Origin of the sequence: Klebsiella sp. JB_Kp031 (assembly GCF_040064295.1) — a bacterium.
GTDB classification, from domain to species: Bacteria; Pseudomonadota; Gammaproteobacteria; order Enterobacterales; family Enterobacteriaceae; genus Klebsiella; species Klebsiella quasipneumoniae.
On the sequence record NZ_JBEAJW010000042.1, the window covers coordinates 142974 to 156992 of the forward strand.

At 57.7% G+C, this 14019-nt stretch carries 15 protein-coding genes; 6 read left to right on the forward strand and 9 right to left on the reverse strand.

The genetic code is table 11. The features are described 5' to 3' along the window. The first annotated feature begins 50 nt into the window (after positions 1 to 50). The 4 genes from ABLV64_RS23740 (at position 51) to ABLV64_RS23755 (ending at position 3972) form a co-directional block, all read left to right on the forward strand. Positions 51 to 539, forward strand: coding sequence for a YbjO family protein (locus ABLV64_RS23740; RefSeq protein ID WP_004201332.1), 489 nt, complete (start codon positions 51 to 53; stop codon positions 537 to 539). A 41-nt stretch (positions 540 to 580) separates the two neighbouring features. Beyond that, positions 581 to 1708: a 23S rRNA (uracil(747)-C(5))-methyltransferase RlmC gene (rlmC, locus tag ABLV64_RS23745; RefSeq protein WP_064189331.1), complete on the forward strand. Its 1128-nt coding sequence runs from the start codon at positions 581 to 583 to the stop codon at positions 1706 to 1708. Positions 1709 to 1786: 78 nt separating this feature from the next. After that, a complete protein-coding gene (locus tag ABLV64_RS23750) occupies positions 1787 to 2503 on the forward strand; it encodes a response regulator transcription factor (protein ID WP_004201334.1) in 717 nt (238 codons plus the stop codon). Continuing rightward, a complete protein-coding gene (locus tag ABLV64_RS23755; protein WP_004201335.1) occupies positions 2500 to 3972 on the forward strand; it encodes an ATP-binding protein in 1473 nt (490 codons plus the stop codon). The genes ABLV64_RS23750 and ABLV64_RS23755 overlap by 4 nt, the downstream gene beginning before the upstream one ends. 83 nt (positions 3973 to 4055) lie before the next feature. Here ABLV64_RS23755 and artJ read toward each other — a convergent pair whose 3' ends face one another. The 7 genes from artJ to yahO all read right to left on the reverse strand — a co-directional run bounded on the left by artJ (position 4056) and on the right by yahO (position 9107). Beyond that, the gene (artJ, locus tag ABLV64_RS23760) at positions 4056 to 4787 is read right to left on the reverse strand and encodes an arginine ABC transporter substrate-binding protein ArtJ (RefSeq protein ID WP_004201336.1); all 732 of its coding nucleotides are present in this window, start codon (positions 4785 to 4787) and stop codon (positions 4056 to 4058) included. 184 nt (positions 4788 to 4971) lie between these two features. After that, a complete protein-coding gene (gene artM / locus ABLV64_RS23765) occupies positions 4972 to 5640 on the reverse strand; it encodes an arginine ABC transporter permease ArtM (protein ID WP_004201338.1) in 669 nt (222 codons plus the stop codon). After that, complete coding sequence (gene artQ / locus ABLV64_RS23770) at positions 5640 to 6356, reverse strand: arginine ABC transporter permease ArtQ (protein WP_023288989.1); 717 nt, start codon at positions 6354 to 6356, stop codon at positions 5640 to 5642. The genes artM and artQ overlap by 1 nt, the downstream gene beginning before the upstream one ends. A 6-nt stretch (positions 6357 to 6362) precedes the next feature. After that, positions 6363 to 7094 (reverse strand): arginine ABC transporter substrate-binding protein ArtI, encoded by a 732-nt coding sequence (artI, locus tag ABLV64_RS23775; protein WP_002896390.1) that lies wholly within the window; start codon positions 7092 to 7094, stop codon positions 6363 to 6365. Between the two features lie 20 nt (positions 7095 to 7114). Beyond that, entirely contained in the window at positions 7115 to 7843 is a 729-nt protein-coding gene (artP, locus tag ABLV64_RS23780) for an arginine ABC transporter ATP-binding protein ArtP (RefSeq protein WP_004201340.1), read from the reverse strand. Positions 7844 to 8069: 226 nt separating this feature from the next. Continuing rightward, complete coding sequence (locus ABLV64_RS23785; RefSeq protein WP_004201341.1) at positions 8070 to 8585, reverse strand: lipoprotein; 516 nt, start codon at positions 8583 to 8585, stop codon at positions 8070 to 8072. Positions 8586 to 8834: 249 nt separating this feature from the next. Next, positions 8835 to 9107, reverse strand: coding sequence for a DUF1471 family periplasmic protein YahO (gene yahO / locus ABLV64_RS23790; protein WP_004201342.1), 273 nt, complete (start codon positions 9105 to 9107; stop codon positions 8835 to 8837). 360 nt (positions 9108 to 9467) lie between these two features. Here yahO and ABLV64_RS23795 point away from each other — a divergent pair, with 360 nt between their 5' ends. Next, on the forward strand, positions 9468 to 10607 hold the full coding sequence (locus tag ABLV64_RS23795) for a GGDEF domain-containing protein (protein WP_004201344.1): 1140 nt from the start codon (positions 9468 to 9470) through the stop codon (positions 10605 to 10607). Between the two features lie 31 nt (positions 10608 to 10638). Next, positions 10639 to 11469 (forward strand): N-acetylmuramoyl-L-alanine amidase, encoded by an 831-nt coding sequence (locus ABLV64_RS23800; protein ID WP_004201345.1) that lies wholly within the window; start codon positions 10639 to 10641, stop codon positions 11467 to 11469. Here ABLV64_RS23800 and ABLV64_RS23805 read toward each other — a convergent pair. Together ABLV64_RS23805 and ABLV64_RS23810 are read right to left on the reverse strand one after the other, a co-directional pair. Beyond that, on the reverse strand, positions 11466 to 12479 hold the full coding sequence (locus ABLV64_RS23805) for an NAD(P)-dependent oxidoreductase (RefSeq protein ID WP_002896399.1): 1014 nt from the start codon (positions 12477 to 12479) through the stop codon (positions 11466 to 11468). The genes ABLV64_RS23800 and ABLV64_RS23805 overlap by 4 nt on opposite strands. Before the next feature lie 87 nt (positions 12480 to 12566). Beyond that, on the reverse strand, positions 12567 to 14009 hold the full coding sequence (locus ABLV64_RS23810; RefSeq protein ID WP_348843088.1) for a DUF2867 domain-containing protein: 1443 nt from the start codon (positions 14007 to 14009) through the stop codon (positions 12567 to 12569). Positions 14010 to 14019 lie beyond the last annotated feature (10 nt).

Below are 14019 nucleotides of genomic sequence, written 5' to 3' on the forward strand. Positions count from 1 at the left end.
AAAATCGGTACAGCAGCCTCCGGTCGGCGCCACCCTGTGGCGCCGTTTTCATGGAAGACATTACGTTGGGATTGTTTACGAAAACTCGCTCATCGCATGCCCGCCTTAACGTCCCTGCGCTGGTGCAGGTGGCGGCCTTTGCGATTATTTTGATTCGCGGTTTGGATCTGCTGATGATCCTCAATCTGTTGGGCCTGCAGGGGCTGAACGAATTCATACACCGTAGCGTCCAGACCTGGAACCTGACGCTGGTCTTCCTCGGCAGCCTGGCGCTGGTGTTTATCGAAATCTGGTGCGCCTTCTCGCTGGTGAAAGGGCGCAACTGGGCGCGCTGGGTCTATCTGCTGACGCAGATGATAGCCGCCGGCTACCTGTGGGCGGCGTCGCTGGGCTACGGGTATCCGGAGTTGTTCAGCATTCCCGGCGAATCCAAACGGGAGATCTTCCACTCGCTGGTGATGCAAAAACTGCCGGATCTGCTGGTCCTGACGCTGCTGTTTGTGCCCGCGAACTGCCGCCGGTTTTTCCGCCTGCAATAACGGTGATACAATCCCCGCCCCTGGAATTTTGAAGGTCAATTATGCATTGCGCACTCTACGACGCCGGCCGCTGCCGCTCCTGTCAATGGCTGGAACGGTCGGTTCCGCAACAGCTCGCCGATAAAATGGCCGACCTGCGCACGCTGCTGGCAGCGATCCCTGTCGCCGACTGGGGCGAGCCGGTCAGCGGGCCGGAGGCGGCTTTCCGTAACAAGGCCAAAATGGTGGTCAGCGGCAGCGTTGAGCGTCCGCTGCTGGGGATGCTGCACCGCGACGGCACCCCGGTGGATCTCACCGACTGCCCGCTCTATCCCGCCGAGTTTGCGCCGGTGTTTGCCGTCCTGAAGCCCTTTATCGCCCGCGCCGGGTTAACCCCCTACAACGTCGCGCGCAAGCGCGGGGAGCTGAAATATCTGCTGCTAACCGCCAGCCAGCAAGGGGAGATGATGCTGCGCTTCGTGCTGCGCTCAGAGGCCAAGTTGGCCCAGCTGCGCGCCGCGCTGCCCTGGTTACAGGCACAGTTGCCGCAGCTTAAGGTGATCACGGCGAATATCCAGCCAGTGCATATGGCTATTATGGAAGGCGAGCAGGAGATCTTCTTCACCGAACAGCAGGCGCTGGGGGAGGTCTTTAATGAGGTGCCGCTGTGGATCCGCCCGCAAAGCTTCTTTCAAACTAACCCGACGGTAGCCAGCCGGCTGTACGCCACCGCCCGCGACTGGGTGCGCGCGCTGCCGGTCCAGCATATGTGGGATCTGTTTTGCGGCGTCGGGGGTTTCGGCCTGCACTGCGCGACGCCGGCGATGCGCCTGACCGGTATAGAGATTGCCCCGGAAGCCATCGCCTGCGCCAGGCAGTCTGCCGCGCAGCTGGGGCTCAGCAATCTGCATTTTCAGGCGCTGGACTCCACGCAGTTCGCCACGCATGAAGCGGATATCCCGCAGCTGGTGCTGGTCAACCCGCCGCGTCGCGGCATTGGCGCCGAACTGTGCGACTATTTAAGCCGCATGGCGCCGCCCTATATTATCTATTCCAGCTGTAACGCCCGCACCATGGCGACCGACATGGCTCTTCTTAGCGGCTATCGCGTCGAGCGGGTCCAGCTGTTTGATATGTTCCCCCACACCGCCCACTACGAAGTGCTGTCCCTGCTGGTCCGCGAAGTTTAAACAAAATGTGAAGGCTTTGCGTCGCAGAAATCGGGTAAGCTTGACGCAGCATGTTTTGTTATTGGTGGGGGGAATCTAATGGCCAAAACCATTCTGCTGGTGGAAGATGATGAGGATATTGCCACGCTGCTGCGGCTCAATCTTCAGGATGAGGGCTATCAGATTGTGCATGAGGCCGACGGCAGCCAGGCTCTCGCCCGGCTGGAAACGCGGGTCTGGGATGCGGTGATCCTCGATTTGATGCTGCCCGGCGTCGATGGCCTGGAGATCTGCCGGCGTATCCGCCAGATGACCCGCTATCTGCCGGTGATCATCATCAGCGCTCGCACCAGCGAAATGCACCGCGTGCTGGGGCTGGAGATGGGCGCCGACGACTATCTGGCGAAACCCTTTTCGCTGCTGGAGCTTATCGCCCGCGTTAAAGCGTTGTTTCGTCGCCAGGAGGCGATGGGGCAGAACCTGTTGATGGACGCCGGGCGCCTGTCCTGCCATGGTCTGAGCATCGACCCGCTGTCCCGCGAAGTGAGGCTGCGCGGCGAGTTGGTGGACCTCACGCCGCGCGAATTCGAGCTGCTGTATTACTTTGCCCGCCATCCCGGGGAGGTGTTTTCGCGGCTGGCGCTGCTGGAGCAGGTCTGGGGATATCAGCACGAGGGCTATGAGCACACGGTCAATACCCATATCAACCGCCTGCGCAGCAAAATCGAACGTGACCCGGCCGAGCCGGACATCATTCTGACCGTCTGGGGCAAAGGCTATAAGTTCGCCCCGGTGACGCAAGAGGCCGCCCCGTGATCCGCCGCCTGAGCCTCAGCCAGCGGCTGGCGCTGGTGGTGGTCTCCCTGCTGATACTGTGCGCGGCGGCGGTGTGCGTCGTTCAGTTACACAGCAGCGCGCAGTATGGCAACGCCATGGTGCAGCGCCTCTCCGCCGGGCTGGCTCAGCAAATTGTGGCCCGCGAACCGCTGCTGGACGCCCATGGCGAGGTCAACCGGCAAACCCTGAAGTCGCTGTTTGACCGTCTGATGACCTTTAATCCCAGCGTGGAGCTCTATCTGCTGTCGCCGGATGGCGACCTGCTGGCCGATGCGGCGCCGCCGGGACATATCCAACGCCAGCGGATCGACATGGCGCCGGTGCAGGTTTTTCTCACCGGCAGTACGTCGCCGGTGTATGGCGACGATCCTCGCAGCCTTGACGGGCGAAAAGTCTTCAGCGCCGCCCCGCTGCGCGTCGACGGCCAGCTGCGCGGTTACCTGTATATCATTTTGCAGGGGGAGACCTTTAATCAGCTGGCGGCCGACGCCTGGCAAAAAACGCTGTGGAGCATTGTTCTGTGGACCCTGCTGCTGGTGACTCTGTTTGGCCTGCTGGCGGGAGGCCTGGCATGGTTCTGGGTGACCCGGCCGGTCCGCCAGCTCACCGCCCAGGTGGCGGCGAACGATCGGGACAGCATCAGCGCCATCAAAACCCTGGCGGCCCGCACGCCGGAGCCCCATCCCGGTAACGAGGTGGCGGTGCTCGAAAATCGCTTTATTGACCTTGCCCGGCAGATAGCCGGTCAGTGGGATCGGCTGGCCGACAGCGACCGCCAGCGCCGCGAATTTGTGGCCAATATTTCCCACGATTTACGTACGCCGCTCACCTCGCTGCTGGGGTATCTGGAAACGCTGACCCTGAAGGACGAACGGCTGACCGCCGAGGAGCGCAGGCAGTATCTCACCATCGCCCTGCGCCAGGGCAACAAAGTGCGCCATCTTTCGCAGCAGCTGTTTGAGCTGGCGCGACTGGAGCACGGGGGCATTAAGCCGCAGCGCGAGCGTTTCGCGATGGGGGAGCTGATTTCCGACGTGGCGCAGAAGTTTGAATTAACCGCCCGCACGCGCGAGGTGAACCTGCAAATTGATGTGCCGGGGCCGCTGCCGCTGGTTAACGCCGATGTGTCGATGATTGAGAGGGTGGTGACCAACCTGCTCGACAACGCCATGCGGCATACTCCCGTCGGCGGGGAGATTCGTCTGGCGGTCTGGCAGGAGAATCAACAGATCCAGGTCGAAGTGGCTGACAACGGAACGGGCGTCGATGCCGCGCTGCGCGACGATCTGTTCCAGCGGCCGTCGGCGTTGTCTGCCCAGGCGTCGCGGGAGGATCGCGGCGGGTTAGGGCTGCTGATTGTGAAACGAATGCTGGAGCTGCACGGGGGCGGGATCAGGCTGGTGGAGTCGGTAAGCGGGGCGCGGTTCAGGTTCTTCGTGCCACTTTGAGAAATTGCCGGGTGGCGGCTACGCCTTACCCGGCTACGGGGAAAGTGTAGGCCGGGTCAGCGCAGCGCCACCCGGCAAAAAAGTTACTCCGGGAACCACTGGTTGCTGATTTTCTGGTAGGTACCGTCGGCTTTAATCGCCTTCAGCGCCGCGTTCAGTTTCTCCAGCAGCGCCTTGTTATCCGGGCGCACGGCAATCCCAAGGCCGGTGCCGAAGTATTGCGGGTCGGTCACTTTCGGCGTGGCTGCCCCCAGCTGCGGGTTGGTTTTCAGCCACTCGTTGACCACCGCCGTGTCGCCGAACACGCCGTCGATACGGCCATTTTTCAGATCGATAATCGCGTTCTGGTAGCTGTCATAGGCGACGGTCTTCACCTCAGGATGTTTATCCTGCAGATATTTCTGGTGGGTGGTGCCGTTTTCCATGCCGATCCGTTTGCCTTTCAAATCATCGAACGAGTGGAATGCGTCTTTTTTGGCGATCACCAGCGCGGAGTTGGCGTAGTACGGGTCGGTGAAGGCGACCTGTTTGCTGCGCTCCGGCGTAATATCCATTCCGGAAATCACCGCGTCATACTTCTTAAACTTCAGCGCCGGGATCAGGCTGTCAAACGCGTGGTTGGTAAAGGTGCATTCTGCCTGCATTTGTTTGCACAGCGCATGGGCCAGATCGATATCAAAGCCGACAATCTGGTTATTAGCGTCCATCGATTCAAACGGCGGATAGGTCGCGGACACGCCGAAGCTGATTTTCTCCGCGGCGGCGGCGCCGAAGGTGAACGTGGTGAGCAGTGCAGCCAGAACTAACTTTTTCATCGTGGAACTCCCGTCTGTCAATCTTATGATTATTCGCCGTGTCTGCGGCATAGGGTGACAATGCCATTAAATGAATTTATATGCAATAAAAATGATTAAGTATTTTATTTAATATAAAAAAAGACGGACAGGTATTAGACTTGTCCGTCTTGTTGTTCACTTCTTATGCAAAATACGCCAGGCGCTAATTACGCCGCTCGAAGGCTAGCGCTTTGCGCTCCACCAGCCGCATCAGCAGCGTCAGCAGCCCGTTGACGATGAGATAGATAATCCCGGCGGCGCCGAACACCATCACGTCGTAGGTCCGTCCGTACAGCAGCTGGCCGTGTCCCATCACTTCCATCAGGGTGATGGTGTAGGCCAGAGAGGTACTCTTAAAGACCAGCACCACTTCGTTGGAATAGGACGACAGCGCGCGCTTAAAGGCATACGGCAGCAGGATCGCCAGGGTATCCTTTTTACTCATCCCCAGCGCGCTGCACGACTGCCATTGCCCGTCGGGGATCGCCCGGATGGCGCCATAAAACAGCTGGGTGGTATAGGCGGCGCTGTTGAGCGACAGGGCGATCAGGGCGCACAGCCACGGCTCGGAGATAAGGTGCCAGAGCCAGGGATATTCCTGTAGCGAAGGAAACTGTCCTGGGCCGTAGTAGATCAGGAAGATCTGCACCAGCAGCGGCGTACCGGTAAACAGGGTGATGTAGCCGCGCACTATCCACACCAGCCCCGGCGTCTTCAGCGTCAGGATAATGGTAAAGATCAGCGACAGGATCAGCGCCACGATAATCGACGCCACGGTCAGCGTCAGGCTGGTATGCAGTCCTTTCAGCAGTTCGGGTAAGTAGTCGAGCATCAGCCTGGTCTCCGTTCGAAGCGCGTCGCACGCTGGTCAATCCGCTTAAGAATGTATTGACTCAACAGGGTGATGACGAGATAGATTGCCGCGGCAATGATATACCAGTTAAAGGGCTCCTGAGTGCGGGTGGCGATGCTTTTAGTCTGCAGCATCAGATCGTTGACGCTGATAAGGCTCACCAGCGCGGTGTCCTTCAGCAGCACCAGCCACTGGTTGCCGAGACCGGGCAGCGCATGGCGCCACATCTGAGGCATCACCAGGCGGAAGAAAATGGCCGCTTTCGACAGCCCGAGCGCCTGGCCGGACTCCCACTGACCCTGCGGAACGGCTTTCAGCGCGCCGCGCAGCGTTTGCGAGGCGTAGGCGGCATACAGCAGCGACAAGGCGATCGCCCCGCAGAGGAACGGACTGACGTCAAAGTTCTCAATCTGCATCTGCACCGGGATCTGGGTGAACCCGAGTGGGATGGTAAAACCGTCAGAGAGCGTCAGCAGCAGCTGGGACGAGCCAAAATAGATAAACAGCACCACCAGAATTTCAGGTAGTCCGCGCAGGATGGTCACAATGCCGGTTGCAAGCCAGGCTACCGGGCGCCATTTCACTGACTCCAGTACCGCGAAGAGCATCGCCAGGACGAGGCCGATGGCGAGCGCGCAAACGGCAAGGCCGACGGTCATCCCGGCGGCGCTTGCTAATGGAAAAATTTCGTTCATTCAGTCTTACTTCTGGAACCATTTGTTATAGATGGTCTGGTAAGTGCCGTCTTTCTTCACTTTTTCCAGCGCAGCGTTAAATTTCTGCTGCAGGTCGGTGTTGCCCTGACGCACGGCAATGCCCAGCCCGGTGCCGAAATAGGCTTTGTCGGTCACTTTATCGCCCACGGCCGCCAGCTTCGGATTGCTCTTCAGCCATTCGGTGACCACGGCGGTATCACCAAAGACCGCGTCAATACGACCGTTCTGCAGATCCAGCTTCGCATTCTGGTAGCTGTCGTAAGGGACGGTAGTGATTTCCGGATGTTTATCGGTGATAAATTTCTGGTGCGTGGTACCGTTCTGTACGCCCACTTTTTTGCCCTTCAGCTGATCAATGCTGGTGAACTTGCCCTGCTGACCGACGAACAGCGCCGAGTTGTCATAATACGGGGTGGAGAACAGTACCTGCTTTTCACGCTCAGGCGTGATGTCCATCCCGGCCATGACCGCGTCGAAACGGCGGAATTTCAGCCCCGGGATCAGGCTGTCAAAGGCCTGGTTGGTGAAGGTACAGGTGGCATCGATCTCTTTACACAGCGCGTTAGCCAGATCCACATCGAAACCGACGATCTGGTTGTTGGCGTCCACCAGCTCAAACGGAGGGTAGGAGGCCTCGGTGGCGAAACGAATGGTCTGCGCGGCGGAAGCGGAGAGGCTCATGCCTGCGAGCAGGGCGGCAATCAGTACTTTTTTCATCGTCATTTCCCCGAAAAACATCAATGTGAAAGATAGTTTTTAAACGCGTCAGTTTGCGGATGCGTGAAGCAGGAGGCATCCCCTTGCTCGACGACATGGCCATTTTCCATATACACCACCCGGCTGGCCGTCTTGCGCGCCACTTCAACTTCATGGGTGACGATAACCTGGGTGATGCCGGTTTCAGCCAGCTCGCGGATGATGCTAACGATCTGGGCGGTGATTTCCGGGTCGAGCGCCGCGGTAGGCTCATCGAACAGCAGAACCTGCGGCTCCATCATGAGCGCGCGGGCGATCGCCACACGCTGCTGCTGGCCGCCGGATAAATGCAGCGGGTAACGATCGCTGTAGGGCTTCAGACGCAGGCGCTCCAGCAGCTTCTCGGCGCGAGCCAGCGCCTGATCCTTGCTTAACCCCAGTACGCGACAGGGGGCTTCGATCAGGTTCTGCTGTACCGTCAGGTGCGGCCACAGGTTGTACTGCTGAAAAACCATGCCGACGTTCTGCCGCAGTTCGCGAATCGCTTTATCGGACGGCGCTCTGGTGAAGTCGAAATGGTTACCGGCGATGGTTAACGAACCGGAACGCGGCATCTCCAGCAGGTTGAGTACGCGCAGCAGCGAGCTCTTCCCGGCACCGCTGGGGCCGAGCAGCACCAGCGTTTCCCCCTGCGGGCAATCCAGCGTGATGTCGAACAGCGCCTGGTGCGCGCCGTAGAAGCAATTAATGCCGTTTAGTTTAATACTCATCTGGGCAGTCTGATACGAATAGCTATTGAGGCCGCAAATAGTACCTTTGGCAGAATAGTTATGCAATATTTATGCGTTAAAAGTTAAATCTAAACCACGTTTAGCTTTAAAGTTAGCACAAAATATTGCCTGGTGGGTGAGGGGGGCGTAAATGTCGGCATTCTCGGGGCGAATACCGACATTTTACCGGGGTTATCGTTTCAGCGGCGTCGCTTCAACTCCCGAACTAGCGTTTCTCCAGACTCTGTCGCAACGTTCCGGCCGGCGCGTGGCTGTTGTTGCCGAGATAGCGAACGTCATCGACGGCCCAGCACTGGCCTTCCTGGATCATCAGCACTTCGTCTTTCCAGTTCTGGGTTCCCTGTTTCAGCTCCACGCGCAGCGGAATGTTGCGCGCATCGCGATTAGGGATGGTTGAGGCGCTGGCGACGACGGCGCTGTCCGCGGGGGTGCTGCTGCTGGAGAACGGGTTAGCCTGCAGCAGCTTGCTGTTGGCCGGATCCTGACGGGCGTCATTGAGTAACTTCGCCAGGCCGTCGCTGAGATAGGGGCGCAGCGCCGCCGGATCCTGAGTACGGTTCTGGATCTGAATGTCATAGAATTTTTGCGCTACGTCGTCAGGGCCGCCTTCGACACAAGGGCCGCTGCGGGTGCCATTATCTTTATAGGCCGGGGTGACGGTCGTACAGGCGCTGAGCGCCAGCGCGCAAGGGAGAAGTGCTGCAAGAAGTTTGTAGCGCATGATGATTTCCTTATAAGCGAACTACGTTTTCAGTTTCCGTTAAAGCATAGCGTATAGCGTGCGGATTGTACTTGACGCAAAGAGCTAAGACCTTGATGTGGCTACAGCCTTAGGGCTGGAAATCAGCAGGGGGATGACGGCGGTTTTCAGGCAGAAAAATCACGGCGGGATAAAAATAAATTATGGCTTTGCATAAACAAGAAACACTACCCCGGAAACAGGGTAGTGTTTCTTGAGAGATAAGATTAGTTATTTCTTCTTATAGATATTAGCGGAAATGTGCAGTTTTTTATCTGTGTTCCCGGAAGAGAGCACGATAACATCCGCGCCTTTTTCATCAGCTTTTTTAATCAGCTCTTCACGAGCATCGCTCGGTGCGGTCTGGCCGGTAGAAGAAATGGTGCCGATCTTGGTGTATTGCGTATGGACCTTATCAAAAGCTTCTTTCGATAAAATCTCAGCGGAGAAGGCATTCGCCGTTAAAAACAATGCCGCACCTGCCACTAAAGCTGCATATTTCATATTTTTAGACTCCATTGTTTATCTTGCTATCATCATGCTCTTGTTTTAACTCACCAATGAGCGATTTCAGATTGTACTAACACTGTTTTTTTTTCAAGCAAAATACTGCAATTTTATGACGGCTAGTTAACTCTTTTTTAAAGAAAAGATGACAGAATTCGCATTGATAATGCTTGCTTTTTTTGGCCGTTTACACATCGTGAACGGAGCATACCAATTTCTACTGACATTAGCTGAAAATCAGCTTAAGAGGCCGGGGCAGGGGAGACAGCGCGCGGACAGACATTCCCGGAAACATAGTTTATCATATAGACAAGCAGGGGCTGCGCCTATGGTCATGCAGGTCACCAGGGAGATAAGATGTTAACAAATAAGCGAGAGCGCGCCCGGCAGCAGCGAACCGCGTTGTGGGCCACCAGAGATGATGTCCAGCGCCATGCGCTGTCAATGAGTCTGCCCTGGCTGGCTTTTGTAAATATCGCGTTTGCGTTAATGATTTTCTCCCGCAACTTTATTTTTACCTATTTTGATAAGAAGCTCCTGACTCACCAGGCGGTTATTCCTTATATCGAAATAGCGCTGATTGCGGTTATTATTATTTCGGCCATTTTAGTGATTATTGCCATCACGCCGCGTCTGGCGCAGGGGCGTTATACGCTGAATATCATCACCGCGCTGCTGCTGGTGCTCAGCCTGTGCTGGTCCCTGAGTAATTACTGTTTTATCTTTTTCTGGGCTTTGCCCTTCGCCTGGCCGCTGCTGGTTATATTGTTGACCACTGGCCTCACTGCGTTGTATCACCATTGGCCGGGCATTATCGCTTTTATGCTGCCGCTATGGGGGACGGCCTTGCTAGCGGGAATTCAGATCCACTATCACGCTGAAATTCGCTTTTTGATCCTGTGGACCATCTTTACGGCGATTTTGCTGTATGGACGACGTATTCTCCAGCGCTGGTACGATGAAGCCTGGGATACGCATCAGGAAAATATGCAGCTTATTCAGCGGCTGGAAAGTATTGCCAACCAGGATGCATTAACCGGGACCGCTAACCGCCGGGCGCTGAATGCGTATCTGGCGGAGATCTGGCAGCAAAACACGCCGTTGTCGCTGATGATGATCGATGTCGATTACTTTAAACGCTATAACGATCGCTATGGTCATCAGGCTGGTGACGAGTGCTTATCTTCTGTCGCGCAGGTGCTGAAAATGGCGGTCCGGGCCGAAGATGATCTGGTGGCTCGCTATGGCGGCGAGGAATTTGTGGTGGCGTTGCCTAGGGTTCCCCTGGTGCATGCCACCGCGATTGCCGAGCGCATTCAGCAGAAAATTCACGAGGCGGCGCTTCCTCATGAGGCATCAGAGGTGGCGTCGGTGGTGACCGTCAGTATCGGGATCGTCGATTCCGATGGCACGGTCCCGATGGAGACGCTGATCGCCCGGGCGGACAGTGCGCTGTACCAGGCGAAAAATAAAGGACGTAATCAATGGTCTTATTAACCCGGAGACGCTGCCGGGCAAGGGAGAAGGGATGAAACGGATTGCCTATGTACTCCTGTTGGCGCTACTGCTGGCCGGCTGCGCGGGGGAAAAAGGCATCATCGATCGCGACGGATATCAGCTGGACACTCGCCATCCGGCGCAGGCGGCCTATCCGCGCATAAAAGTGCTGGTTATCCACTATACCGCAGATAATTTTGATGTCTCCCTGGCAACCCTGACTGATAAAGAGGTCAGCTCCCACTATTTAATTCCTGAACAGCCGCCGCGCCACCATCATAAACCGCGGATCTGGCAGCTGGTGCCGGAAGAGGATCTGGCCTGGCACGCCGGGGTGAGCTACTGGCGCGGCAGCACGCGCATCAACGATACTTCCATTGGTATTGAACTGGAAAACCGCGGCTGGCAGAAGACTGCGGGGGGTAAAAGCTTTACCCCCTTTCACCCGGAGCAGATCGCGGCCCTGATCCCGCTGGCGCGCGATATTATCACCCGCTACCACATCGCGCCGCAGAACGTGGTAGCCCATGCCGATATCGCCCCGCAGCGCAAAGACGATCCGGGACCGTTGTTCCCCTGGCAACAGCTGGCGCAGCAGGGGATTGGCGCCTGGCCGGACGAGCAGCGGGTGGCTTTCTATCTGAACGGGCGCCCGGCCAGTGAGCCAGTGGACCCTGAGGTAGTACTGGATTTGCTGGCGCGCTACGGCTATCAGGTCACGCCGGAGATGACTCCCGCGCAGAAAAAACGAGTGATTACCGCCTTCCAGATGCACTTCCGCCCCCAGCGCTGGGATGGCGTAGCAGATGCGCAAACCGAAGCGATAGCCGAGGCGCTGTTAGAAAAGTATGGTCAGGGTTAGCGGTGAAGTTTACCGTGGTCGCGCAGCCAGGCGGCGGTACGCACAATCCCGTCGTCCAGCGTCACCACCGGCTGATAACCCAGCTCATCCTGCGCGCGAGTGATATCGAGCGTAAAATCAAAATTCAGTTTCGAGACGCCGTAGTGGGTAAAGGCCGGCTCTTTGGCCGTTTTATCGCCAAAACGCTCCATGCTGCGGGCGATAATATCCAGCATCGGGTAGGGGACTGAGCGGATCCGGCATTTGATACCCAGCTCGTCGATCAGTTTCTGCACGATACTGCGCAGGGTGCGCGGTTCGCCGTTGCTGATATTCCACGCGCGGGCGGAGGGAAGATGATCGCACGCCGGCTGGCTCGCCAGCCACATCGCGTGGACGGCGTTTTCATAATAGGTCATATCGACCAGCGCGCTGCCGCCCCGTGGCAACAGGACGCTGCCATAGTGTTGCATCATTTGCGCCAGCCGGGGAATAAAGACTTTATCGTGCGGCCCGAACAAACTCTGCGGGCGCAAAATGGTAAAACGGGTGTGCGGGTTGGCCTGCGCCAGCAGGTTGATCACCTCTTCGCTGGCTGCCTTGCTGCGGGCAAACTCGTTGGCGAAGCGGTGCGGGCGGAAATCTTCCTGAATATCGCGATGGTGGTGATAATCAAAATAGAGCGAGGGCGAAGAGATATGAACGAAATTGCGTACGCCCCATGCTACCGACCACTCGCCGAGGCGACGGGTGGCGCGGACGTTAGCGAGATCGAAAGCCTGCTGCGTGCCCCAGGGCGAGGTAAAGCTTGAGCAGTGCCACAGGGTATCGATACCGGCGAGCATCACTTTAGCCTGCGAAGAGACCAGCTCGGTTAAATCCGCCGGGATGAATTCCGCCCCCATTTTGCTCAGAAGCTTACCCATCGCTTCGTTGCGCCCGGTCGCTCGCACGCTGATGCCCTTGTTGCGCAGATATTCCACTGCGTTGCGGCCTAATCCGCTGGTCGCACCGGTAACCAGTACCTTCATATCACTCTACTGTCCCAGAAAAGAATTTCGTGCGCATTTTTCCGTGATTCTCCCGACTATGCAATGAGAATCATGAAAGAATAATGCTTATCCTTCGACTCTGCCTGAGATTTGTTCGGCCAACCGGGCGATGCGTTGCGCCATACCGCGGAAAATAAACAGGTGCGCCGGGATCATCAGCAGCCAGTAGACCAGGCCCGGCATACCGTGCGGGTGCCACCAGGCGCGGACGTCCAGTTCACGACGATCGCCTTTATCGTTAATGGTAAAGCTTAACCGGCCCAGCCCCGGCGCTTTCATGCTGAACAGCAGAGTGAGCTGTTTTTCTTCCTCCACAATAATCACCTTCCAGCTGTCGACCGTATCGCCGGTCTGCAGATAGTCGCGCTGCGATCGCCCTTTGGCCAGCCGGTGGCCGACCAGCAGATCCATCGCGCCGCGGGTTTTCCACAGCAGATTGCCGAAAAAATATCCCTCTTTACCGCCGATTTGGTTAACAACCTGCCACAGGGCTTTGCGGCTCGCCGGAGTGGCGACGGTGCAGCCTGCCTGTTTCGGATAGTAGCCATACTCCGGTCGCCAGCGGGCGAAAGCCTGGGCGTCGTAGCCCCAGTCGCTGGAGTTTACCAGCTGCTCTTCTTCTTTCAGGGTGCGGCGAACCGCCTGATCGAAGGGGATCAGCGTTTGCGGGATCAGCGCCCGCAGCGTCCGGTCATCGGCGATCAGATCGTGCTTCAACCCCTGAATCAGCGCTTTGGCGATGGTCGGCGGCACCGAGGTGATGACATTGAGGAACCACACCGAGATCCAGCGCGTCGGCAGGGGAATCGGAATAAGCGGGCGGTGTTTGCCGCTGACGGCCATAAAGCGAATGAACTGCTGCTGGTAGCTTAACACCTCCGGACCGGCGGCTTCGAAGACGCGGTGCGCGTCGGAAGGATGATTCAGCAGCTCAACGAGGTCAACGAGCAGGTTTTCCAGCGCGACAGGGGTGGTACGCGAACGCACCCAGCGCGGAGGAGTCAGCACCGGCAGGTTATAGACCATGTCGCGCATCACCTCGAAGGCGGCGGAGCCGGCACCGACGATAATTCCGGCCCGCAGCTCGGTTACCGGCACACCCGACTCGCGCAGGAGATCGCCGGTGACCTGACGAGCGCGCAGATGGTCGGACTGCTCCTGCGCTGGTGCCTGCAGCGAGCTGAGAAAGATAATCTGACGTACCGGCATCTGGCGCAGGGCATCGCGAACATGCGTCGCCACCCGACGCTCATGGGCGATAAAATCGCCGCCTTCGCCCATGCCATGTACCAGATAGTAAAGCGTATCGATACCGGTGAGCAGCGCAGGCAGAGCCTGCGGTTGGTTGAGATCGACGGACCGGCAGGTGACGCCGGGCAAAGCGAGTTTTTGCAGTCGGTCGGTATGGCGCGCCGCCGCCAGCACTGGATAACCCCGCGCGCTTAACTCGCGCACCAAATGCTGGCCAATATAGCCGCTGGCGCCGAGCACCAGAACAGATTGCGACACGCCTGACTCC

Coding starts and splice junctions, on each gene's coding strand:
- ABLV64_RS23800 (WP_004201345.1), top strand. CDS start 10,639: ATGAAACGGATTGCCTATGTACTCCTGTTGGCGCTACTGCTGGCCGGC.
- ABLV64_RS23750 (WP_004201334.1), top strand. CDS start 1,787: ATGGCCAAAACCATTCTGCTGGTGGAAGATGATGAGGATATTGCCACG.
- yahO (WP_004201342.1), bottom strand. CDS start 9,107: ATGAAATATGCAGCTTTAGTGGCAGGTGCGGCATTGTTTTTAACGGCG.
- rlmC (WP_064189331.1), top strand. CDS start 581: ATGCATTGCGCACTCTACGACGCCGGCCGCTGCCGCTCCTGTCAATGG.
- artI (WP_002896390.1), bottom strand. CDS start 7,094: ATGAAAAAAGTACTGATTGCCGCCCTGCTCGCAGGCATGAGCCTCTCC.
- ABLV64_RS23805 (WP_002896399.1), bottom strand. CDS start 12,479: ATGAAGGTACTGGTTACCGGTGCGACCAGCGGATTAGGCCGCAACGCA.
- ABLV64_RS23785 (WP_004201341.1), bottom strand. CDS start 8,585: ATGCGCTACAAACTTCTTGCAGCACTTCTCCCTTGCGCGCTGGCGCTC.
- ABLV64_RS23795 (WP_004201344.1), top strand. CDS start 9,468: ATGTTAACAAATAAGCGAGAGCGCGCCCGGCAGCAGCGAACCGCGTTG.
- artM (WP_004201338.1), bottom strand. CDS start 5,640: ATGCTCGACTACTTACCCGAACTGCTGAAAGGACTGCATACCAGCCTG.
- artQ (WP_023288989.1), bottom strand. CDS start 6,356: ATGAACGAAATTTTTCCATTAGCAAGCGCCGCCGGGATGACCGTCGGC.
- artJ (WP_004201336.1), bottom strand. CDS start 4,787: ATGAAAAAGTTAGTTCTGGCTGCACTGCTCACCACGTTCACCTTCGGC.
- artP (WP_004201340.1), bottom strand. CDS start 7,843: ATGAGTATTAAACTAAACGGCATTAATTGCTTCTACGGCGCGCACCAG.
- ABLV64_RS23740 (WP_004201332.1), top strand. CDS start 51: ATGGAAGACATTACGTTGGGATTGTTTACGAAAACTCGCTCATCGCAT.